Annotated in this window: 22 protein-coding genes and 1 pseudogene; 11 read left to right on the top strand and 12 right to left on the bottom strand. The window is 60.0% G+C overall.

The features are described from left to right. Positions 1-6: 6 nt before the first annotated feature. Complete coding sequence (locus CKW17_RS27610; RefSeq protein WP_095123049.1) at positions 7-798, bottom strand: dienelactone hydrolase family protein; 792 nt, start codon at positions 796-798, stop codon at positions 7-9. Between the two features lie 143 nt (positions 799-941). On the opposite strand from CKW17_RS27610, the gene CKW17_RS27605 reads away from it, so the two are divergent. The 3 genes from CKW17_RS27605 to CKW17_RS27595 all read left to right on the top strand — a co-directional run bounded on the left by CKW17_RS27605 (position 942) and on the right by CKW17_RS27595 (position 3,715). Then, positions 942-1,544, top strand: coding sequence for an outer membrane beta-barrel protein (locus CKW17_RS27605; protein ID WP_095123048.1), 603 nt, complete (start codon positions 942-944; stop codon positions 1,542-1,544). Positions 1,545-1,694: 150 nt separating this feature from the next. Then, positions 1,695-2,372 (top strand): response regulator transcription factor, encoded by a 678-nt coding sequence (locus tag CKW17_RS27600; protein WP_007917525.1) that lies wholly within the window; start codon positions 1,695-1,697, stop codon positions 2,370-2,372. Next, on the top strand, positions 2,369-3,715 hold the full coding sequence (locus tag CKW17_RS27595) for an ATP-binding protein (RefSeq protein WP_095123046.1): 1,347 nt from the start codon (positions 2,369-2,371) through the stop codon (positions 3,713-3,715). The genes CKW17_RS27600 and CKW17_RS27595 overlap by 4 nt, the downstream gene beginning before the upstream one ends. Positions 3,716-3,918: 203 nt before the next feature. Here the strand turns inward: CKW17_RS27595 and CKW17_RS27590 are convergent, their stop codons facing one another. Then, positions 3,919-4,917, bottom strand: a complete 999-nt coding sequence (locus CKW17_RS27590; RefSeq protein WP_095123045.1) for an AraC family transcriptional regulator — start codon at positions 4,915-4,917, stop codon at positions 3,919-3,921. Between the two features lie 351 nt (positions 4,918-5,268). Here CKW17_RS27590 and CKW17_RS27585 point away from each other — a divergent pair, with 351 nt between their 5' ends. Further along, a complete protein-coding gene (locus CKW17_RS27585; RefSeq protein ID WP_095123044.1) occupies positions 5,269-6,603 on the top strand; it encodes a dicarboxylate/amino acid:cation symporter in 1,335 nt (444 codons plus the stop codon). Between the two features lie 145 nt (positions 6,604-6,748). Continuing rightward, complete coding sequence (locus CKW17_RS27580) at positions 6,749-7,930, top strand: CaiB/BaiF CoA-transferase family protein (protein ID WP_095123043.1); 1,182 nt, start codon at positions 6,749-6,751, stop codon at positions 7,928-7,930. A 109-nt stretch (positions 7,931-8,039) separates the two neighbouring features. Here the strand turns inward: CKW17_RS27580 and CKW17_RS27575 are convergent, their stop codons facing one another. Both CKW17_RS27575 and CKW17_RS27570 read right to left on the bottom strand, forming a co-directional pair. Beyond that, positions 8,040-8,534, bottom strand: a complete 495-nt coding sequence (locus tag CKW17_RS27575; protein WP_095123041.1) for a SprT family zinc-dependent metalloprotease — start codon at positions 8,532-8,534, stop codon at positions 8,040-8,042. Positions 8,535-8,661: 127 nt separating this feature from the next. Then, a complete protein-coding gene (locus tag CKW17_RS27570; RefSeq protein WP_053122787.1) occupies positions 8,662-9,264 on the bottom strand; it encodes a Yip1 family protein in 603 nt (200 codons plus the stop codon). Between the two features lie 288 nt (positions 9,265-9,552). Here CKW17_RS27570 and ttcA point away from each other — a divergent pair, with 288 nt between their 5' ends. Together ttcA and CKW17_RS27560 are read left to right on the top strand one after the other, a co-directional pair. After that, a complete protein-coding gene (gene ttcA, locus CKW17_RS27565; RefSeq protein WP_007917513.1) occupies positions 9,553-10,377 on the top strand; it encodes a tRNA 2-thiocytidine(32) synthetase TtcA in 825 nt (274 codons plus the stop codon). 134 nt (positions 10,378-10,511) lie between these two features. Beyond that, positions 10,512-11,186, top strand: coding sequence for a DNA-3-methyladenine glycosylase I (locus CKW17_RS27560; protein WP_095123040.1), 675 nt, complete (start codon positions 10,512-10,514; stop codon positions 11,184-11,186). Positions 11,187-11,272: 86 nt separating this feature from the next. Here the strand turns inward: CKW17_RS27560 and CKW17_RS27555 are convergent, their stop codons facing one another. Genes CKW17_RS27555 through arsC form a run of 3 tightly spaced genes read right to left on the bottom strand, consistent with a single transcriptional unit; the run spans position 11,273 to position 12,646 of the window. Continuing rightward, entirely contained in the window at positions 11,273-11,698 is a 426-nt protein-coding gene (locus CKW17_RS27555; protein ID WP_095123039.1) for a DUF2069 domain-containing protein, read from the bottom strand. 1 nt (position 11,699) lies between these two features. Then, entirely contained in the window at positions 11,700-12,296 is a 597-nt protein-coding gene (gene wrbA / locus CKW17_RS27550) for an NAD(P)H:quinone oxidoreductase (protein WP_093442184.1), read from the bottom strand. Continuing rightward, a complete protein-coding gene (arsC, locus tag CKW17_RS27545) occupies positions 12,293-12,646 on the bottom strand; it encodes an arsenate reductase (glutaredoxin) (protein WP_095123037.1) in 354 nt (117 codons plus the stop codon). Before arsC ends, wrbA begins: the two co-directional genes overlap by 4 nt. Positions 12,647-12,759: 113 nt before the next feature. Here arsC and CKW17_RS27540 point away from each other — a divergent pair, with 113 nt between their 5' ends. After that, positions 12,760-13,227 (top strand): TlpA disulfide reductase family protein, encoded by a 468-nt coding sequence (locus CKW17_RS27540; protein WP_007917494.1) that lies wholly within the window; start codon positions 12,760-12,762, stop codon positions 13,225-13,227. A 313-nt stretch (positions 13,228-13,540) separates the two neighbouring features. On the opposite strand, the gene CKW17_RS27535 is transcribed toward CKW17_RS27540, so the two are convergent. Together CKW17_RS27535 and CKW17_RS27530 are read right to left on the bottom strand one after the other, a co-directional pair. Further along, positions 13,541-13,945 carry an META domain-containing protein gene (locus CKW17_RS27535; protein ID WP_095123035.1) on the bottom strand — a complete coding sequence of 135 codons (405 nt, stop codon included), beginning with the start codon at positions 13,943-13,945 and terminating at the stop codon, positions 13,541-13,543. Next, complete coding sequence (locus CKW17_RS27530) at positions 13,945-14,379, bottom strand: hypothetical protein (protein ID WP_038367468.1); 435 nt, start codon at positions 14,377-14,379, stop codon at positions 13,945-13,947. The genes CKW17_RS27535 and CKW17_RS27530 overlap by 1 nt, the downstream gene beginning before the upstream one ends. Before the next feature lie 133 nt (positions 14,380-14,512). Between CKW17_RS27530 and CKW17_RS27525 the strand changes: the two genes are divergently transcribed. Then, positions 14,513-14,965, top strand: a complete 453-nt coding sequence (locus CKW17_RS27525) for a hypothetical protein (RefSeq protein WP_095123034.1) — start codon at positions 14,513-14,515, stop codon at positions 14,963-14,965. A 13-nt stretch (positions 14,966-14,978) separates the two neighbouring features. Here the strand turns inward: CKW17_RS27525 and CKW17_RS27520 are convergent, their stop codons facing one another. Then, positions 14,979-15,968, bottom strand: a complete 990-nt coding sequence (locus tag CKW17_RS27520) for a 2-hydroxyacid dehydrogenase (RefSeq protein WP_095123032.1) — start codon at positions 15,966-15,968, stop codon at positions 14,979-14,981. An 82-nt stretch (positions 15,969-16,050) separates the two neighbouring features. Next, the gene (locus tag CKW17_RS27515) at positions 16,051-18,804 is read right to left on the bottom strand and encodes a response regulator (RefSeq protein ID WP_095123094.1); all 2,754 of its coding nucleotides are present in this window, start codon (positions 18,802-18,804) and stop codon (positions 16,051-16,053) included. A 219-nt stretch (positions 18,805-19,023) separates the two neighbouring features. Here CKW17_RS27515 and CKW17_RS27510 point away from each other — a divergent pair, with 219 nt between their 5' ends. Beyond that, positions 19,024-19,746, top strand: coding sequence for a response regulator transcription factor (locus CKW17_RS27510; RefSeq protein WP_095123030.1), 723 nt, complete (start codon positions 19,024-19,026; stop codon positions 19,744-19,746). Continuing rightward, a complete protein-coding gene (locus tag CKW17_RS27505) occupies positions 19,733-21,157 on the top strand; it encodes a sensor histidine kinase (RefSeq protein WP_095123028.1) in 1,425 nt (474 codons plus the stop codon). Before CKW17_RS27510 ends, CKW17_RS27505 begins: the two co-directional genes overlap by 14 nt. Before the next feature lie 87 nt (positions 21,158-21,244). Here CKW17_RS27505 and CKW17_RS30640 read toward each other — a convergent pair. Next, positions 21,245-21,340: pseudogene (locus CKW17_RS30640) on the bottom strand (IS110 family transposase); the annotation flags it as partial.

The raw sequence follows: 21,340 nt of genomic DNA, 5'->3' as shown, positions 1-21,340 counted from the left end.
CTCTGATCAGCTAAAGATTTTCTGCAAGAACGCTTTCATGTCCGCCCAGGATTTTTCATCCGCTGCCTTGTTGTACCCGATGTCCGGGCCACCGTGCTCGCCATGGCTTAGGCGATCAGCGTCCGGATTGGTAAAGCCATGCTTGGCACCATCAAGGCTGACAAATTTATAGTCAGCCCCGGCCTTGTCCATTTCCGCTTTGAACGCCGTGACATTGTCCGGGGTGACCATGCTGTCCAGCGTGCCATGCTCGACCAGAATCTTCGCCTTTACACTGCCGGGCGTCGCCGGGGTTTTGGTTGCCAGCGCACCGTGGAAACTGACCACGCCTGCCAGCGGCTCTCCTTGGCGCGCCGCGTTCAGCACCACCGCACCGCCGAAGCAGTAACCGATGGCGGCAATTTTATTCACGTCGGTCTGCGCCTGCTTCTTCAACAAATCCAGCCCGGCCTCAAAGCGCTTGCTGGAAGCCGCCGCATCCTGGGTCGCCGCCTGCATGAACGCCATCGCGTCTTTCGGGTGCTCGGTGTTCTTGCCTTCGCCGTACATATCGATCGCCAGGGCGCTGTAGCCCAGCTCGGCCAAATCCCGCGCGCGGCGCTTGGCGTAATCGTTCAGGCCCCACCATTCGTGCACCACGACGACACCCGGACGCTTGCCTTTGATGGCGTCGTCATAGGCGTAGTAGCCGATCAGCTTTGTGCCATCGGCACTTTGGTAGGGAATTTCCTCGGTCTTGATCGCAGCCTGAGTGAGGCTGCTGACGGTCAGCAAGGTGAGGGCAAGGAACAGGCGCATGGTCGGGTCTCCTGACAATAAAAGGTCAGATCAGCCTAGTTCATTTGGTTCAGGTCAGGTTCAGAGACGGTTCAGGGGCGGTACAGGGGAGGGTCAGTAACCTTGCGCCATACCCAAACAGCACTGTGAAAGAGGAAATACCCATGACTTTTAACAAACTGTTGCTGGCATTGACCGTAATGAGCGCCAGTATCGCGGCCCAGGCCGACACCACTTCCAACTTCGCCGGCCTGTCCTTCGGCCAGACCAGCGACAAGATCAACAAATCCCATTCGCTGAACAACAACCTCGATCACCCGAACGCCACCGGCGCGATCGACGGCAACAACACCTACGGCGTACGCCTCGGTCAGCAAAACAGCCAGGGTCGCTACTACGCCACCTACGACAACGTGTCGGGTTCGCACAATGGCATTAAACTGCGTCAGGAAAACCTGCTGGGCAGCTACGATCTGTTCTACCCGGTGGGCGGCAGCACCAAGCTGTTCGGCGGTGCCACGGCGGGTCTGACCAAACTGACTCAGGAGTCGCCAGGCTTTAGCCGCGACAGTGATATCGGTTATGCCGTCGGTGGTCAGCTCGGTGTGTTGCAACAAGTATCGCAAAACACTTCGGTCGAACTCGGTTACCGTTACCTGCGCAGCAACGCCAGCACCGAGATGAGCGAGCGTGGAGGCAGCAAGCAAGGCTCGCTGGACTTGACCAGCAGCGCGCAGACTTACCTGTCGGCTAACTACAATTTCTAAGGAGTTGCCAGCAGGTTCAATGTGGGAGCGAGCCTGCTCGCGAAAGCGCCGGTTCAGTCGATGAGATGTCGACTGAACCATCGCCTTCGCGAGCAGGCTCGCTCCCACAGGTGTGTTTTTGGAGATTCTGGATTTACCCGGGAGAGCGTTATGAAACTGTTGGTCGTCGAAGATGAAGCGCTGTTGCGCCATCACCTGCAAACCCGCCTGACGGAAAGTGGCCACGTGGTCGAGTCCGTGGCCAATGCCGAGGAGGCGCTGTACCAGACCGGACAGTTCAACTTTGACTTGGCGGTGATCGATCTCGGCCTGCCGGGCATGGGCGGTCTCGACCTGATTCGCCAGTTGCGCGCGGGCGGCAAGACCTTCCCGATCCTGATCCTCACCGCGCGCGGCAACTGGCAGGACAAGGTCGAAGGCCTCGCCGCCGGCGCCGACGATTACGTGGTCAAGCCGTTCCAGTTCGAAGAGCTCGACGCACGCCTGAATGCCTTGCTGCGCCGTTCCAGCGGTTTCACCCAGTCGACCATCGTCGCCGGGCCGCTGCTGCTCGACCTCAATCGCAAACAGGCGAGCCTTGATGAACAACCGCTGGCGCTGACTGCTTACGAATACCGCATCCTCGAATACCTCATGCGCCACCATCAACAAGTGGTGCCCAAGGATCGCTTGATGGAGCAGCTCTACCCGGACGACGACGAGCGCGATCCGAATGTCATCGAAGTGTTGGTCGGTCGTCTGCGCCGCAAACTCGAAGGCCCGGCCGGGTTCAAGCCGATCGACACCGTGCGCGGTCTCGGTTACCTGTTCAATGAGCGCTGCACTTGATTCGTTCGCTTCGCGTTCGCTTGATGCTCGCCGCCACCACGTTGGCGGTGTTGTTCATGCTCGCCTTGCTCCCGGCGATGCAAGGCGCGTTCAGCCTCGCCTTGCAGGATTCGATCGAACAACGCCTGGCTTCGGACGTGACCACGCTGATCTCTGCCGCGCGCATCGAAAACGGTCGGCTAGTGATGCCCAATCAGTTGCCGGATGAGCGTTTCAACCTCACCGATTTCCGTTTGCTCGGCTACATCTACGACCGCGAAGGGCATTTGGTCTGGCGTTCGAAAGCCACCCAGGAAGAACAGATCAACTACAAACCGCGTTATGACGGCCTCGGCAATGAGTTCGCGCGGATTCGTGAAACCAACGGCCAGGAATTCTTCGTCTACGACGTCGAAGTCAAACTGCTCGGTGGCAAAAGCGCGGCGTTCAGCATCGTCGCCCTGCAACCGGTGCGCGAGTACGAAACCACCCTTGAAGGACTGCGCGAGAATCTCTACCTGGGCTTCGGCGCGGCACTGCTCGTGCTGCTGGCATTGTTGTGGATCGGCCTGACCTGGGGCCTCAAAGCCTTGCGCCGGCTCAGTCAGGAACTCGACGAAATTGAAGGTGGCACCCGTGAAAGCCTCACTGAACAACATCCGCGTGAGTTGCTGCGCCTGACCGGCTCGCTCAACCGTTTGCTGCACAGCGAGCGCCAGCAGCGCAGTCGTTATCGCGACTCTCTCGATGACTTGGCGCACAGCCTGAAAACCCCGTTGGCGGTGTTGCAAGGCGTCAGCGAGGACATGGCCCAACGCCCCGAAGAACGCGATCAGGCCTGGGTGCTGCAAAGCCAGATCGAACGCATGAGCCAGCAGATCAGCTACCAACTGCAACGGGCCAGTTTGCGCAAAAGCGGACTGGTGCGACATCAGGTGCGCTTGCAACCGGTGCTCAAAAGCCTGTGCGACACCCTCGACAAGGTGTACCGCGACAAGCATGTGCGCGTGGCCTTTGATCTGCCTGAGCACTGCTATGTGCCGATCGAGCAGGGTGCGTTGCTGGAGATGATGGGCAACTTGCTGGAAAACGCTTATCGCCTGTGTCTGGGCGAAGTGCGTATCAGCGTGCGTGAGACCTTGGCCGGGGTTGAGTTGTGTGTAGAAGACGACGGCCCGGGAGTGCCGCCGGATCAGCGTGCGCGGATTCTGGAACGCGGTGAACGGCTGGATGCCCAGCATCCGGGGCAGGGGATCGGCTTGGCGGTGGTCAAGGATATTATCGAAAGCTACAACGCCAAACTGGCGCTGGGTGATTCGCCGATGGGTGGGGCGGCTTTCAGGATTCATTTTCCGGCGGTGTGATTGGAAGTTGCCCTCACCCTAACCCTCTCCCAGAGGTAGAGGGGACTGACCGAAGTGTCTTGCGAAAATGATCGACCTGAGCGATTTGCGTCGAATATGGATTCAGCGAGAGCTGTCAGGTCGGCGGATTTATTGAACATCCCCCAATCAGTCCCCTCTCCCTCCGGGAGAGGGGCAGGGTGAGGGGCTTTTGATTTATAGCCTCATTGCTCCTGCGCCCGATAAGCCCCCGGCGTCAGCCCCGTCCACTTCTTGAACGCCCGGTGAAACGCCGACGGCTCGGAAAACCCGAGCTGTTCGGCAATCTGCTGCAACGACAGATCAGCCCGGCTCAAATGATAAATGGCGATATCCCGCCGCAACTGATCCTTCAACTCCTGAAAACTCGTGCCTTCCTCACGCAAGTGCCGGCGCAAGGTCTGCGGGCTGATGTGCAAGTGCGCCGCCACCGCGTCCAGATCCGGCCAATTTGCAGTGTCACGGCTGAGCAAGCGGCGTAGACGGCTGCTCAGACTGTCGCCGTCGTCCGGACGTGAGAGCAGGTCGGCGGGGGAGCGTTCGAGGAAGTGTTTGAGCGTGCGTTCGTCCTGCAGCAGCGGCATAGACAGATAGCGGCTGTGGAATAAAAGGCTGCTTTGCTCGGTGCCGAAGGTCAGCGGGCAGGGAAACAGCAGATCGTATTCGGCACCATGCTCGGGGCGCGGATAGCTGAAGCTCGCCTGTTCGAGGCGAATCCGCTGGCCAATCAGCCAACTCCCCAAGCGATGCCAGATCACCAGCAAGCTCTCGGTGAGAAAGTGATCCGGGTCCCATAACTTCGAATCATCGAGGCTCAAACGCACCCACTCGTCTTCGCGCGTGAGGCTCAGGCGCGGGGCTTCGGGGAATAGGCTATAAAACAATAAGCCGCGTTGCAGGGCTTTTTCCAGACTGCGGCAGTGAATCGAGGCATGGCACATCATGGCGAAACTGCCGGGTTTGCTTGGTGCGTTGCCGAAACCCAGGTATTCGTCGTCCAGCGCCAGCCACAGGCCCTGAATCAACCGGGTGAATTGTTCCGGGGCAATGCGCGCGCGTGGCTCATCGAGCAGCTCCGGGCTGATGCCCAGTTGCAACAGCAGGCCGGAGTAATCGAACCCTTGGCGGCGTGCGCCACCGAGGGCGGCACGGGCGAAATGACTGGCAATGGTGCGTTCGCGCATAAACGGCAGATCCTTCCTCAGGCGCCGGATGGTAGCCGGCGGCTGGACACGCCTACAAGGCGGATTTCCGCCAAATTGTAGGACGAGAAGCGGCGAGTTGGCGGAAATCCGCCACACTTGAGTCACCGGATGGTGACATCCATGCACCTGTAATCCCTGATATCAAAAGGCTTGCAGGCAATCGCACCAAAGTGGCACGAGGTTTGCGATACAAGCCACAGAAGCGTGCGTTTGTCCCTGACGGAAAACGCTGCTCCAACAACAAATCCCTCCAGTGCAGGAGGGTTCGCAATTAAGGTTTCGCGGTCAACAGATGGATGTTGCCACGCGAGGCTCTTGAGGAAACCTGCAATGACGACTCGTCAGCCACTGTACAAATCCCTGTATTTCCAGGTGATCGTTGCCATCGCCATCGGCATCCTGCTTGGTCACTTCTACCCTCAGACCGGTGTGGCCCTCAAGCCGCTGGGTGACGGGTTCATCAAACTGATCAAAATGGTCATCGCCCCGATCATCTTCTGTACCGTTGTCAGCGGCATCGCCGGCATGCAGAACATGAAATCCGTGGGCAAGACCGGCGGTTACGCGCTGCTGTACTTCGAAATCGTTTCCACCATTGCCCTGCTGATCGGTCTGATCGTGGTCAACGTTGTGCAACCGGGCGCCGGCATGCACATCGACGTCACCACCCTGGACGCCTCGAAAATCGCCACTTATGTGACGGCCAGTAAAGACCAGAGCATTGTCGGTTTCCTCCTCAATGTAATCCCGAACACCATCGTCGGCGCGTTCGCCACCGGTGACATCCTGCAAGTGCTGATGTTCTCGGTGATCTTCGGCTACGCCCTGCATCGCCTGGGTTCGTACGGTCGTCCGCTGCTGGACATGATCGATCGCTTCGCCCACGTGATGTTCAACATCATCAACATGATCATGAAACTGGCGCCGCTGGGTGCTTTCGGCGCGATGGCCTTCACCATCGGTGCCTACGGCGTCGGCTCGCTGGTGCAACTGGGCCAGTTGATGATCTGCTTCTACATCACCTGCATCCTGTTCGTGGTGGTGGTGCTGGGTGCGATCTGCCGTGCTCACGGTTTCAGCGTGTTTAAACTGGTGCGTTACATCCGTGAAGAGTTGTTGATCGTACTGGGCACGTCCTCGTCGGAATCGGCACTGCCACGCATGCTGATCAAGATGGAGCGTCTGGGCGCGAAGAAATCCGTGGTGGGTCTGGTGATCCCGACCGGTTACTCGTTCAACCTCGACGGTACTTCGATCTACCTGACCATGGCGGCCGTGTTCATCGCTCAGGCGACCGACACCCACATGGACATCACTCACCAGATCACCCTGCTGCTGGTATTGCTGCTGTCCTCCAAAGGTGCGGCTGGCGTGACCGGTTCGGGCTTCATCGTGCTGGCCGCGACCCTGTCGGCGGTAGGTCACCTGCCGGTGGCCGGTCTGGCGCTGATCCTCGGTATCGACCGCTTCATGTCCGAAGCCCGCGCACTGACCAACCTGGTCGGTAACGCAGTAGCCACCATCGTGGTTGCCAAGTGGGTCAAGGAGCTGGATACCGATCAGTTGCAAACCGAGCTGGCCTCGGGTGGCCGCGGTATCGCTGATACCCGTCCGGAAGATGACCTGGGTGTGGCTGAAGGCCCAACCCCAAGCAATGTGAAGTAAGCACTGCTTGCCTGGAAAAACCCGCTTCGGCGGGTTTTTTCTTGCCTGCGATTTGAGCGTAACGGTCACACCCGCTGACATTTCCGGTGATTGCCGTACACGGCATCGCTGCCTAGGCTGAGTGCATCGCCCAAGGAGTTCGCCCATGTCTGCACCGCTGGCCTCACTGAAAATCCTCGATTTCTCGACGCTGCTGCCGGGGCCGTTCGCCTCGTTGTTGCTGGCGGACATGGGCGCTGAAGTGCTGCGCATCGAATCGCCGACGCGCATGGACCTGCTGCGGGTATTGCCGCCGCATGATGGCGGAGTCTCGGCCAGTCACGCCTACCTCAATCGCAACAAGCGCAGCCTGGCGCTGGATCTGAAACAGCCTGAAGCCGTGGAAGTGGTCAAGCAGTTGCTGGGCGATTACGACATCGTGTTGGAGCAGTTTCGTCCCGGTGTGATGGAGCGTCTGGGCCTGGGTTATGAAGCGCTGAAGGCGATCAATCCGAAGCTGATCTACGTGTCGATTACCGGTTACGGCCAGACCGGGCCGTACAAGGACCGCGCCGGGCATGACATCAACTATCTGGCGCTGGCCGGGCTTTCCAGTTACACCGGGCGCGCCGATAGCGGGCCGCTGCCGCTGGGCATGCAAGTGGCGGATGTCGCCGGTGGTTCGCTGCACGGGGTGATCGGCTTGTTGGCGGCGGTGATTGCCCGACAACAAACGGGGCAGGGTACACATCTGGACGTGAGCATGACTGACTGTGCGTTCAGCCTGAATGCCATGGCCGGTTCCGGCTATCTGGCTTGCGGCGAAGAGCCTGAGTGGGAAGATCAGATGCTCAACGGCGGCAGCTTCTACGATTATTACCGCTCTCGCGATGGCCGCTGGATGTCGGTAGGCAGTCTGGAACCGGGGTTCATGCAGCAACTGTGTACGGCGCTGGGGCGGCCGGAGTTGGCGGCGCAGGGCTTGTCCTCAAAACCTGAGCAGCAGCGGGCATTGAAGTACGCGCTGACGGTGGAGTTTGAAAAGCATGACTTTGCTGAGTTGTGTGAAATGTTTGCCGGGATCGATGCGTGTGTCGAGCCGGTGTTGAGTCTGGGTGAGGCGGTGCGCCATCCGCATTTGCAGGCTCGGGAACTGGTGACGCAGGTGCCGCGTGGGGATGGCACGACGCAGGCGCAAATGGCCTGTCCGTTGAAGTTTTCCGAAGCGTTGCCAGCGCCGCGGCATGTTGGCGCGGTGTTGGGGCAGCATACGGATCAGGTGTTGGGGGAGTTGGGGTTCAGTGTTGAGCGGATTGCTGAATTGCGAGCCTTAAAGGTAGTTGCGTAGCTCGTTCCCACGCTCTGCGTGGGAATGCATCCCGTGACGCTCTGCGTCACAGTGGACGCGGAGCGTCCATGGCGGCGTTCCCACGCGGAGCATGGGAACGATCAGGGAGTCACTCTACGCGCATCTCACCACTGAACACCAAGGTACTCCGGCAGCGCCGACACAAATACCGCCGTCCCTGCCGCACCAGACTATGGCGCTGCGCCGAAAACGGAAAATCACTGTCCGCGCACGGGCATTTGTAGATATAGCGTGTCACGCTGCGGCGCTTGATTGCATAGGTGTGGCAGCGATCCGGCGGCAGTTCGTAAACCCCGCGCATGATCAGTTGCCACTCCTCGCCATGCGGCTGGATGCGGTCGCCAAACAACTGATGGGCGATCAGGTGCGCGACTTCGTGGGCCACGGTCTGCTTGAGGAAGTGTTCGGTGTTTTCCCGGTACAGCTGCGGATTGAAGCGCAGCAAGTTCTCGTGCAGATGCGCGACACCGGCTTTTTGCCCGCGCAGCTTGAGACTGACGACAGGGCGTGGGAAAGAACGTTTGAAAAAGGATTCAGCGAGTTGGTAACAGTCTTCGACGCGGGTATTGAGTTGCTCGGGCATGCTTGATGGATCTCCAGAGGCGTCGAGTATGCCGCAACCCTGTGCGCTTGCGAATCGCCAAGCTGCCGAATGGTCATCCTCCAAACGACAAGGCCGCCTTGCGGCGGCCTGTATTCAGCCTGTCGAGTCAGTTGGTATAAACGGGCCCTACGCCCAGCCCCCAGACAATCACGGTAAACGCCATGATGGCGACCAGCACCACCAGGCCCACCGCCAGTACCGAGCTTGAGAACAGAAAACCTTCGTCCGACGGAATATTCATGAACGTCGGCAGACCCACATACAGCAGATAAACCGTGTAACAGATGGCCGCCGTGCCGACGATCATCCCCAGCCACATATGCGGATACAGCGCTGCCAGCCCACCGACAAACAACGGTGTCGCCGTGTAAGTGGCGAAGGCCACGCAACGGGCAAGGCTTGGGTTGGCGTCATAGGTGCGCGCCATCCAGTGCACGAACGCGCCCATCACCGCGACGCCGCCGAGCATCGCCAGGTACGACATGACGGTCATCCAGATTGCGCTTTCGACGGTGAGCATCACCGGCGCGCGGTTGCCGATCACCCAGCCAACCTGGGTGGTGCCGATAAACGCCGAGATTGCCGGGATCGCCGCCAGAATCAGCGTGTGGGTGAGGTACATGTGGCTGATGCTTTCCTCTTGGTCGCCACGGATTTCCTTCCATTCCTGATCGGGGTGGGTAAAAAGTCCCACTACGTGATGGATCATGCCAGTCACTCCTCTTGTTATTGCCATCGCCCCCCAGCGGAGCGCCTACGGGCCAAGGTGGCCGAGCAAATACAGGTCTTCAGATGTGTGCGACCTTATGTCGCAGTATAGAAAGGTCTTACCCGCACAGGTATTAGGGGCTTAGAGCAAATCGCGCTGTAAACAGGGCGGGTAATCGCCTCGGGGTCTGTTAACCCGTTGTCGGCTGACCGCGACAACCTGTGCCCACAACCCCGGGGTTTTTGCGTAAAATGCCGGCCTTTCGTCACACCTCACGGATTTCGCGTCATGGGCACTCTTACGGTCAACCAGAACAAACTGCAAAAGCGTCTGCGCCGCCTGGCCGGCGAAGCGGTTGCTGACTTCAACATGATTGAAGACGGCGACAAGGTCATGGTCTGCCTGTCCGGGGGCAAGGACAGCTACACCATGCTCGACGTGCTCCTGCACCTGCAGAAGGTTGCACCGATCAAGTTCGAGATCGTCGCGGTGAACATGGACCAGAAGCAGCCGGGGTTCCCCGAGCATGTGCTGCCGGCCTATCTGAAAGAGCTGGGCGTCGAGTATCACATCGTCGAGAAAGACACCTACTCGGTGGTCAAGGAACTGATCCCGGAAGGCAAGACCACCTGCTCGCTGTGCTCGCGCCTGCGTCGCGGCACGCTGTACACCTTTGCCGATGAAATCGGTGCGACGAAAATGGCCCTCGGTCATCACCGCGACGACATCGTCGAGACGTTCTTCCTCAACATGTTCTTCAACGGTTCGCTTAAAGCCATGCCGCCGAAGCTGCGCGCCGATGACGGCCGCAACGTGGTGATCCGTCCACTGGCGTACTGCAACGAGAAAGACATTCAGGCTTACTCGGATTTGAAGGAATTCCCGATCATCCCGTGCAACCTCTGCGGTTCGCAGGAAAACCTGCAGCGTCAGGTGGTCAAGGAAATGCTTCAGGACTGGGAACGCAAAACTCCGGGCCGAACCGAAAGCATCTTCCGCAGTCTGCAGAACGTGATCCCGTCGCAACTGGCCGACCGCAACCTGTTCGACTTCACCAGCCTGAAGATCGACGAGACCGCGGCTTCGCGCTTCGTCAACGTCGTCAACCTGTAAACACCTTCAAATGTGGGAGCGAGCCTGCTCGCGAAAGCGGTGTGTCATTCAACTGATTTGTTGACTGAGACTCCCACTTCGCGAGCAGGCTCGCTCCCACGTTGGTTTCTTCGCTTCATTCAATAGGAGAGGGCATGCGCGATTACAAGTGGCTGCACGAATACTGTCTGAACCGCTTCGGTTCGGCGGCTGAACTGGAAGCCCATCTGCCCGTTCCCAAGACCCCGGCACAACTGCGCAAGATCAGCGACGACCGCTACCTTTCAACCATGGCCTTGCGCGTATTTCGCGCCGGCCTCAAGCACAGTCTGGTCGACGCGAAGTGGCCGGCCTTCGAAGAAGTGTTCTTCAAGTTCGATCCGGAAAAAGTCGTGCTGATGAGTGCCGAACACCTCGAGCGGCTGATGCAGGACGCGCGGATCATTCGCCATCTCGGCAAGCTGAAAAGCGTGCCGCGCAATGCGCAGTTCATTCTCGATGTGGAGAAGGAGAAGGGCAGTTTCGGTGCGTTGATCGCCGACTGGCCGGTGACTGATATCGTCGGTTTGTGGACGTACCTGAAAAAGCACGGCCATCAACTGGGCGGGCTGTCGGCGCCACGGTTTTTGCGCATGGTCGGCAAGGATACGTTTGTGCCGAGTTACGACGTGGTGGCGGCGCTGAACGCACAGAAGATCGTCGACAAGGTGCCGACCAGTCTGCGTGATCTGGCGATTGTGCAGGATGCGTTCAACCAGTGGCATGAGCAGAGCGGCGGGCGGGCGATGAGCCAGATTTCGATGATGCTCGCTTACACCGTCAACCATTGAACAGCTAAAAGATCGCAGCCTTCGGCAGCTCCTACAGGGAAACGCATTCCAAATGTAGGAGCTGCCGAAGGCTGCGATCTTTTCAATCAGGCGACGGAGATCTCGCCTTCACCTGCCAACTTGCGATTCAACTGATACCGCCACCGCACATACAGCAGCGCCGAGCAGAACACCGCCAGGCTCGCGACCATCTCCAGCACCCCAAACCACTGTCGGTTCGGGTCATACGCCGCCAGTGCGCCCTTGATGAAATACAGATTCACCACAAAACACATCCACGAATGCCCACGGGCGCTGCCCATGATCATCGCGGGGGCAAGGACGATCCACGGGATCAACTCGACCAGCAGAATCACCCACGGCCGTGCACCGTGCAGGTCGGCGAAGACCAGATAGTATGCAGCGAGCAATCCGGCCAAAGCGAAAAAGCTCAGCAGGCTGACAACCCGCATCGCTTTCACGCGCGGCGCAAGCCACTCGACACTCGGCAGAATCTTCGGCTTCTTCGCCATCTCAGCCCACCAGTTTCTGGGCGGTTTTCGCCAGCCGCAGACCCAGCGCACGGCACAGCGCCACTTCATGCTGATCGAGGCCTTTTTTACCGTCAGCCCCAGCGTGATGGCTGGCACCGTAAGGCGTACCGCCGCCCTGGGTTTCCAACAACGCCGACTCGCTGTACGGCAGACCGGTGATGAGCATGCCGTGGTGCAACAGCGGCAACATCATCGACAGCAGGGTGGTTTCCTGACCGCCGTGCAGGCTGGCGGTGGAGGTGAACACGCCGGCCGGTTTACCGACGAGGGCGCCGGTCAGCCACAGGTTGCTGGTGCCGTCGAGGAAGTACTTCAGCGGTGCGGCCATGTTGCCGAAGCGCGTCGGGCTGCCGAGGGCCAGGCCAGCGCAGTTCTTCAGATCATCGAGCGTGGCATACAACGCGCCTTCGTCCGGTATGGCCGGGGCCACGGCTTCGCACTCGGTAGAGATTGCCGGCACGGTGCGCAAACGCGCTTCGAGACCGGCCTGCTCGACACCACGGGCAATCTGCCGGGCCATCTCGTTGGTCGAGCCGTTGCGGCTGTAATACAGCACCAGAATGTACGGCGCGCTCACGGCAACAACTCCAGGATATTTTCCGGCGGACGACCGATGACGGCTTTGTTGCCGACTTCGAGAATCGGTCGCTCCATCAGTTTCGGGTGCTGAGCGATGGCGTCGATCAATTGCGCTTCGCTGAGGCGTTCATCAGCCAGTTGAAGCATTTTGTATTCATCTTCCCCGGTGCGCAGCAACTGGCGTGCGCTGATCCCGAGCTTGCCGAGCAGGGCCTTGATTTGCGCCGCGTTCAGCGGGGTTTCTAGGTAACGCACGACGTTCGGGGTCAGGCCGCGGGCTTCAAGCAGCTCCAGCGCGCCGCGGGATTTCGAGCAGCGCGGATTGTGATAAAGCGTCAGATCGGTCATGGCGGGTCGCTTCTGGCGTAAAGTGGCGGCTATTCTAACTGTGCAGCGCGCAATCCAGAACCTTCGGAGGCAATGGGTCGCAGGCGCCTTCAAATTTTCACAAGGAACACGACATGACACGGCGATTGGCAGCGGCATTGACGATAATCGGGGCGTTGATGCTGGGGGGCTGCGGCAATGATTACGGTATCGACCAGAATGGTCAGAAAGTAGCGTCCGAGCGCTTGGACAAACAGTGGGTAGTGCTCAACTACTGGGCCGAATGGTGTGGCCCGTGCCGGACCGAAATTCCGGAACTCAATCATCTGGCTGATGAATTGAAGAGCAAGAACGTAGGCGTGTTCGGGGTCAACTTCGACAACGTGCAGGGTGTGGAGCTGAAAGACGCCAGCGAGAAGCTGGGCATCAAGTTCACCGTGCTGGCGCAGGATCCGGCGGAGTTGTTCGAGTTGCCGCGCAGTGAAGCGCTGCCGGTGACGTACATCATCGACAACAAGGGCAAGGTGCGTGAGCAATTGATGGGCGAGCAGACGGCGGCGGGGGTGATGGCGAAGCTGGAGGCGTTGCAGGCGACCAAGTAGCGTCAAAAGCCCCTCACCCCAGCCCTCTCCCGGGGGGAGAGGGGGCCGACCGAGGTGTCTGGCGAGTTACATCGACCTGAAAAAACCAGTCGATTGTGGATTCACTAAAGCAGGATCAGGTCGGCGTAGCTCCCCAATATCCCCCAATCAGTCCCCTCTCCCTCTGGGAGAGGGTTAGGGTGAGGGCTTTGGCAGACTCACCGACCTAAAAGATCCAGTCGATTATGGATTCGGCATAGGCCGTTCAGGTCGGCGTAGCTCTCCAATATCCCCCAATCAGTCCCCTCTCCCTCTGGGTTAGGGTGAGGGCTTTTTAGCCTTCTTCCAGCCACCAACGCAACGGCTTGCCTTCTGCCGGCCAGAAGCGCATCTGCTCGATCGGCGAGATGTCCCAGCGCTGGACATGCTCCAGCGCCTGCAGGAAGCGTTGTTCCTGCTCCATCAGCGCCGGGGCACAGAGTTTGCGGGTCTTGCCGATCTTGCCGAAGGTCAGCTTGTCACCTTCCAGCGTGTACGGCGCGAACCAATGGTTGCAGCCACCGTTGCCGTAGGCGCGACCATCGTCGCCGAGGGTCACGGTCAAATGGCTGTAATCCATCAACGGCCGCTCGCCGATCCACTCCAGAATGTAGCTGCGGTTCTGTTGCAGTTGCACGGGTTCGGCGGCGCAACCCACCAGGCCGGCACCCACCAGCGCGGTCAGGGCAAGGCGTTTCATCACGCAGGCTCCTGGCATTTCGGGCACAGGTGTTTATCGCCGACCGCTTTCCAGCCGAGCTCGGCGATGCGTGCGGTGGCAGCCGGTTTCTCAGCGGTTTTGCCGAGTTTGGCGTCTACAGCGAATTCGAAGCTCAGCTCTTTGGCACAGCTGTCGCAGTTGACCTGCCAGGTGTGGATCGCCAGTTCACCGAACACTGGGCCCGTGGTCATCGCGGTCCATTGGCCCGGCGGGTTGATCAGGTGGCGGACGGTTTCAACGGTCAGGCGCATGGACAAGTCCTTGCTGCCTTTGAGGGTGACCAGCAGGGCGTCACCGATGCGGATCGAGCCACCGTTGCCGGTGACCTGATAGCGGCCCGGAACGAGGGCGCGGCATTCGGTGAGGGTGTGTTGCGGGTTCATCAGGGTGTAGCGGAAATCGTGTTCGACCATGGGTCCTCCAAATATGCGCGACATGCTAGCACGGGCTTGATTGCAGAATGATGCGCGCGTGTGACCTTCGATCAGGTTCAATTGAGGCGACGCTCATGGCAAACTGCCGGCCTCGACTCTGAAGGAACGGAACATGGCGCTGATCGAATGTTATGAATGCAAGAAGAGCATCAGCTCCGAAGCCAACGCGTGCATTCATTGCGGGGCTCCAATGGCGGAGCAAGCAGTACACGCGCAGACCGCAGCCGCGCCCATACAGGCTGCAACAATCTCGTTCGGCAGTCTGCCGCGTAACAAGGCAGTGCCCGAAGTCAGTGCTCCAGCGCCTGAACCGCAACCCTTGCCGAAAGTCATGCCGGCCGCCGCGCGGCGTCGGCGCCAGCAGCCAACCGAGCAACCTGTTGCCGAGCAGGCCAATGCCGACGGCAGTCGTCCGGTGGAAGGCTGGCTGAAGATCATGATCTTCCTGCTGCCGATGGTTTTCGTCTGGTTCCTGCTGCGCTACGGTCACTCGATGAAACAGCGCTTTTTTGGCTTCGGCTGGCTGGCGTTGCTGATTCTGGCGTCCTCGCTTTCACCGAAATAAGCTGAAAGAAATCTCAGCCCTCGACCTGGTTCTGTGGCGTTCCCGCCGCCCAGGTCGCGATGTTGTGCAAGGTCGTCGCGGCAATTGCGCCCAATGCTTCACGCGTCAAAAAGGCCTGATGCGCGGTGATGATCACGTTCGGAAAAGTCAGCAACCGCGCCAGCACATCGTCCTGCAAGGGCAGGTCGGAGCGATCCTCGAAAAACAGTTGCGCCTCTTCTTCATAGACATCCAGGCCCAGATAACCGAGCTGGCCGTCCTTCAAGGCGTCAATCAATGCGGGCGTGTCGACCAGGCCGCCGCGACCGGTATTGATCAGCATGGCGCCCGCCTGCATGTGTGCCAGTGAATCGCGGTTGATCAGGTGTTTGCTTTGCTCGTTGAGCGGGCAGTGCAGGCTGATGATCCGTGACTGCGCGAGCAGTTCCGGCAGGCTCAGGTAGCGCGCACCCAATGCCAGAACATCCGGGTTGGGAACGGGGTCGTAGGCGAGCAGCTCACAGCCGAAACCGTGCATGATTTTCGCGAAGGTCGCGCCGATCTGCCCGGTGCCGACAATGCCCACGGTTTTGCCGACCAGATCGAAACCGGTCAGGCCATGCAGGCTGAAATCGCCTTCACGGGTGCGGTTATAGGCGCGGTGCAGACGACGGTTGAGCGCGAGGATCAGCGCCACGGCGTGTTCGGCCACCGCATGTGGCGAGTAGGCCGGTACTCGCACCACGGCCAGTCCCAGGCGTTTCGCCGCAGCCAGGTCGACATGGTTGTAACCCGCCGAGCGCAGGGCAATCAGGCGCGTGCCGCCCGCAGCCAGGCGCTCCAGTACCGCAGCGCTGAGGTCGTCATTGATAAACGCGCAGACCACTTCATGTTCGTTGGCCAGCGCCGCCGTATCGAGGTTGAGCCGGGCCGGTTGAAAGTGCAACTCGATACCCGCCGGGCAATCGGCGGCGAGGAAGCTGTCGCGGTCATAAGTCTGGCTACTGAAAACGAGCGTGCGCATGAAATCCTCCTGGAACATCGACACGGATTGAATCACCTGACCCCACTTTAGCGCTGCCGGTGTTGGCCGGTATTGCCGTGGATCAGGCGCTGATCTTCGCTTGCGCCGCGAGCCGGTTGATCGCCCGCTCCAGTTCTTCCAGCGCTGCCACGGCCTTCGGGTCGCCCTGCTTGAGCAGGGTTTCGCTACGCTGACAGGCCGCGCGCAATTGCGGTACGCCGCAATAACGGGTGGCACCGTGGAGGCGATGGACGCGCTCGATCAAGGCGTTCTGGTCGCGGTTTTCGCACGCCGTACGAATGGCTTCGCGGTCGGCTTCCAGTGAGGCGAGCAGCATGGCCAGCATGTCCGCAGCGAGATCAGCCTTGCCGGCGGCCAGGCGCAAACCTTCCTCATGATCGAGCACCGGCAGTTCATTGTTGCCAGCGGAATTTTCGCTGGTCCGCTCCGGCCCTTGATTGCGCAAGGCCAGACCGGTCCATTTCAGCACCACCTGCGCCAGTTGCCGCTCGCTGATCGGTTTGGTCAGATAGTCGTCCATGCCGCTTTGCAGCAGCGCGCGTTTTTCGTTGGCCATGGCGTGGGCGGTGAGCGCGACAATCGGCAGCGGCGTGCAGTGTCGCTCGCTTTCCCATTGGCGAATGGTTTCGGTGCTCTGGCGACCGTCCATGCCCGGCATCTGTACGTCCATCAACACCAGATCGAAGGATTCGTTCTGCACCGCTTTGACCGCCGCGTAGCCACTTTCCACTGCGAGCACCTTGGCACCCATGTCTTCGAGCAGGGTCTGCACCAGCAGCAGGTTGGCCGGGTTGTCGTCGACGCACAGCACTTTCGGCGCGCGGCTCGACAACGGTTCGCCCGGCTCGTTGCGTGGTTGGCGGGGATTGGCCAGATCGGATAACGCCCGACGCAATTTGCGCGTACAGGCCGGTTTGGCTTGCAGTTGACTGTGCGGGTTGGGCACCGACAGATGAAACAGCGTCTGTTCGGTGGTCGGGCACAGCACCAGCACTTTGCAGCCGAGGTGTTCGAGGTCCCAGATATGCTGATTCAAGCGCTCGGGCAGCATGTCGTTGCTGGTGATGCCGATCACCGCCAGATCAATCGCCTGATCGGTCTGATGCGCGCCAGTGACGCCATTGGTCAGGCTTTCCAGGGTATTGAACGGCGTGACAATGAGGCCGCAGTCTTCCAATTGATGCTGCAAGGCCTGACGCGCCAGTTCATGGTTTTCCAGAACTGCCACCCGGCGTCCGAGCAGCGGCGCCGAGGGCAAGTCTTCGGCATCGTCACGGGTCTTGGGCAGGCTCAGGCTGATCCAGAACTCCGAGCCTTCGCCCGGTGTGCTGTCGACGCCGATTTCACCGCCCATCTGTTCGATCAGGCGTTTGGAAATCACCAGCCCCAGACCGGTGCCACCCGGCTGGCGCGACAGCGAGTTGTCCGCCTGACTGAATGCCTGGAACAGGGCACGCACGTCCTGAGTGGACAAGCCAATGCCAGTGTCCTGAATGCTGATACGCAGCTGCACACTGTCTTCGTGTTCTTCTTCCAGCATCGCTCTGGCGACGATGGTGCCTTCGCGGGTGAACTTGATCGCGTTGCTGACCAGATTGGTGAGAATCTGCTTCAGACGCAGCGGGTCACCGACCAGCGACAGCGGCGTGTCGCGATAGACCAGACTGACCAGTTCCAGCTGCTTGGCGTGCGCGGCGGGGGCGAGGATGGTCAGGGTGTCCTGCAACAGATCGCGCAGATTGAACGGAATGTGGTCGAGCACCAGTTTGCCGGCCTCGATTTTCGAGAAGTCGAGGATCTCGTTGATGATCCCCAGCAGGCTGTCGGCGGATTTTTCGATGGTGCCCAGATAGTCGAGCTGGCGCGGGGTCAGTTCGCTTTTTTGCAATAGATGGGTGAAGCCGAGAATGCCGTTGAGCGGCGTGCGGATCTCGTGGCTCATATTGGCGAGGAATTCGGATTTGATCCGGCTGGCCTCCAGCGCCTCTTTGCGCGCCAGATCCAGTTCGATGTTCTGGATTTCGATGGTTTCCAGGTTCTGCCGGACGTCTTCGGTGGCCTGATCGACACTGTGCTGCAGTTCTTCGCGAGCGTTTTGCAGGGTACCGGCCATGCGGTTGATGCCCGACGCCAGTTCATCCAGCTCCTGACTGCCGAGCGGCGGCAAGCGCGTTTCCAGATGACCGTCCTTGAGCTGCGCGACGGCTTGTTTGATTTGGCTCAGCGGACGGTTGATGGTGCGGCCCATGCGCAATGCCAGCAGCGCCGCGCCCGCCAGACCGGCGGCAATCAGCAGCAGACTGGCAAACAGACTGCGATAACCGCGCAGCAACATGCCGTTGTGCGACAGCTCCAGTTCGACCCAACCGAGCAAACGGTCGGATTCTTGCGGGATCAGTTCGCCAGCGAGGTTGCGATGCTTGCCGAAGACCGGCATCAGGTAACGCGTCGCGTCATTGCCGCTGCGCCGTTGCAAATGCGCGCTGTCGCCGCTCGGCGCCTGATTGAGCATGGTCGGGCCGGCGTGGGCCAGCGGTGAGCGGTCCGGGGCGAGGAAGGTCACCGCGCGCACGTCCGGTTGTTCAAGGGACTGAGTGGCGATGCGCTCCAGCAGATCGCTGTTGCCGTGGCCCATGGCAGGGGCCACCAGCGGCGCCAGTTGCTCGGCGATCATCTCGCCGCGCTGCATCAATTGGCTCTGCAAGTCGGACTGCTGCGTCCAGGTGAAATAACCACCCAGCACCAGCGCCATCAGGCTGGTCGGCAACAAGGTCAGCAACAACACGCGACCTTTGATTCCCAGTTTCTTGAGCACGCCTATCTCCTGCATCCCGCTGATCTGTTGACTCATGCGTGCATCCGGCACGCGACATGGGCGCAGTGTAGCGATTTGCTCGCAGGCAATCTCCGGAAAAATGCTGTCGCGATGGGGCAGGGCGCGGGTGCTCGTTGGTCAGGTGGGTCAACCTTGAGTTGCCCGCTGTCCGACAATCTTGAATAATCGCTCTCAACTGAGAATTACTTGCAGATACTCATGACTCCTGTTTCCGCTGGCCAGCCACGCATTCTTTCCATCGAAGACGATCCGGTTCTCGGCGCCTATGTTCACGAACATCTGGGCCGCAGCGGCTTTCAGGTGACCTGGTGCCAGAACGGCCAGGAAGGTCTGAGCATCGCCAAGCGCCAGCCGTTCGACGTGGTGCTGATGGATATTCTCTTGCCGGGCCTGGACGGTTTGCAGGTATTGACGCAATTACGCCAGAGCCATTCGACGCCGGTGCTGTTGATGTCAGCCCTCGGCGCCGAGGCGGATCGCATCAGCGGTTTCCGTCTGGGCGCCGATGACTATTTGCCCAAACCCTTCAGCATGGCCGAGTTGCATGTGCGCATCGAAGCGATCCTGCGCCGGGTTGCGCTGGATCGGCGCCCGGCATCGCTGGCGGCGCCAGTGGCGGCCGGCACGCTGCGTTTTGACGACGAACAATGCGATGTGTTTTTCCGCGAGCAAGCCGCCGGGCTGACCCGCAGCGAATTCCGTTTGCTGGAAACCCTCAATCGCAATGACGAGGAAGTGCTGAGCAAAGCCTTCCTTTATCAGCACGTTTTGCAACGCGGCTACGCGGCGCACGACCGCAGCCTCGACATGCACATCAGCCAGATCCGCCGCAAACTCAAAGCCATCGGTTACACCGAGCGTGAAGTGCGCACCGTGTGGGGCAAGGGTTACGTTTTGAGCGCCGCCGATGAAACGCTCTGAACTGCCGGGGCGGCATTCACTGTTCTGGAAACTGGCGTTTCTGCTGGTCGCATTTTGTTTGCTGATGATCTGGTTGAGCTGGTCATGGGGCCGTTACATGGAGGAACGCAACCAGTTCCTCTCCGACGAAGCGCGCGGCACCCTCAGCCGTTATGCCGCGCAAGCGGAACAGGCGTGGCAGCACGGCGGACGCAGCGGTGTCGATGACTGGTTGCAGAGCATGGAGTTGCGCGAAGCCAGTTGGGTCGGCGTGATCGGCGGCAACTTGCAGTCGCTGAGCAGTGTTCCGCTCAATGATCAGGAAATCCAGCACCTGACCTTCTTGCGCGGCCTCGACTGGCCGATTCACAAAAAGAACCGGCCGTGGCTGCGTGTGCCGTTTCCCAAAGAGCCGTCCGCCGGCAGCCTGGTGATCGAATTGCCCGAGCGATTTCTGCCGGGTAAATATCGGCTGTTCTGGCGTGTTATCACTAACGGCGTGATTCCCGGGTTGTTCACTTTGCTGCTGTGCGTCGGTCTCTATCGTCTTCTGGTAGTGCCGCTGAACAACTTGCGCGAACAGGCCAACGCCTGGCGCGCCGACCAGTTGAATGTGCGGTTGTCGAGCGGCATCACCCAGCGCCCGGATGAGCTCGGTGAACTGGCCCGGGCGTTCGACTCGATGTCCGAGCGCCTGCAATCTACAGTCGCCCTGCAACAGCAACTGCTGCGTGATCTGTCCCACGAATTGCGCACGCCGTTGAGCCGCTTGCGTGTCGCCAGTGAAAGCGAACAGGGTCTGGTGCAACTGCGCGAGCGCATCGGTCGTGAAGTCGACGGTATGCAGCGTCTGGTCGAGGAAACCCTGCAACTGGCCTGGCTCGATACCGATCGTACGTCACTGCCTGACGAGGCGATTCAGATCCAGGCCCTGTGGGAAATGCTCACGGATAACGCCTGCTACGAAAGCGGCTGGCCGAGTTTGCAGTTGCAGTGCGCGGTCGAAGCGTCGTGCTGGGTGCGGGGCAATCTGAACACGCTGGCGCAGGCGCTGGAGAACATTCTGCGTAACGCGATTCGGCATTCGCCGGCGGGTGGGATCGTACGACTGGATGGACGGCGCGATGGCGATTTCTGGCATCTGTGGCTGGAAGATCAGGGCGGCGGCGTAGCGGAAGGGGATCTGGAACGGATCTTTTCGCCGTTCACCCGACTCGACGGCTCGCGGCCCGGAGACGGTGGATTTGGCTTGGGGCTGAGCATCGCGCGCAATGCCGTGCAGCGTCAGGGTGGGAGTATTTGGGCGGAGAATGGCGGGGCGGGGTTGCGGTTGAATTTGCGCTTGGTGGCTGAGGGTGATTTCGCGCCGCCTGACGCATTCGCGAGCAGGCTCGCTCCCACATTGGAGCTCGGTTCGCCGCAGATTGTGTGATCAACAGTTAATAGGGGCATCACTGCTGACACTATTCTGCGAATGACACTACTCCCTGTGGGAGATTCTATGGTTGAGGGGAAGCCCTCAACTGACTTTTGCCTGATATTCGCTTTGCCCTTTCAGCAAGGCGAATACCACCCGAGCAAGTTTGCGAGCCAGCATCACCAACGCCTGCGTGGT

Source organism: Pseudomonas sp. Irchel s3f10 (assembly GCF_900187515.1).
In the GTDB taxonomy this organism is placed as follows: domain Bacteria; phylum Pseudomonadota; class Gammaproteobacteria; order Pseudomonadales; family Pseudomonadaceae; genus Aquipseudomonas; species Aquipseudomonas tensinigenes.
This window is presented reverse-complemented; position numbering and strand designations above follow the sequence as displayed.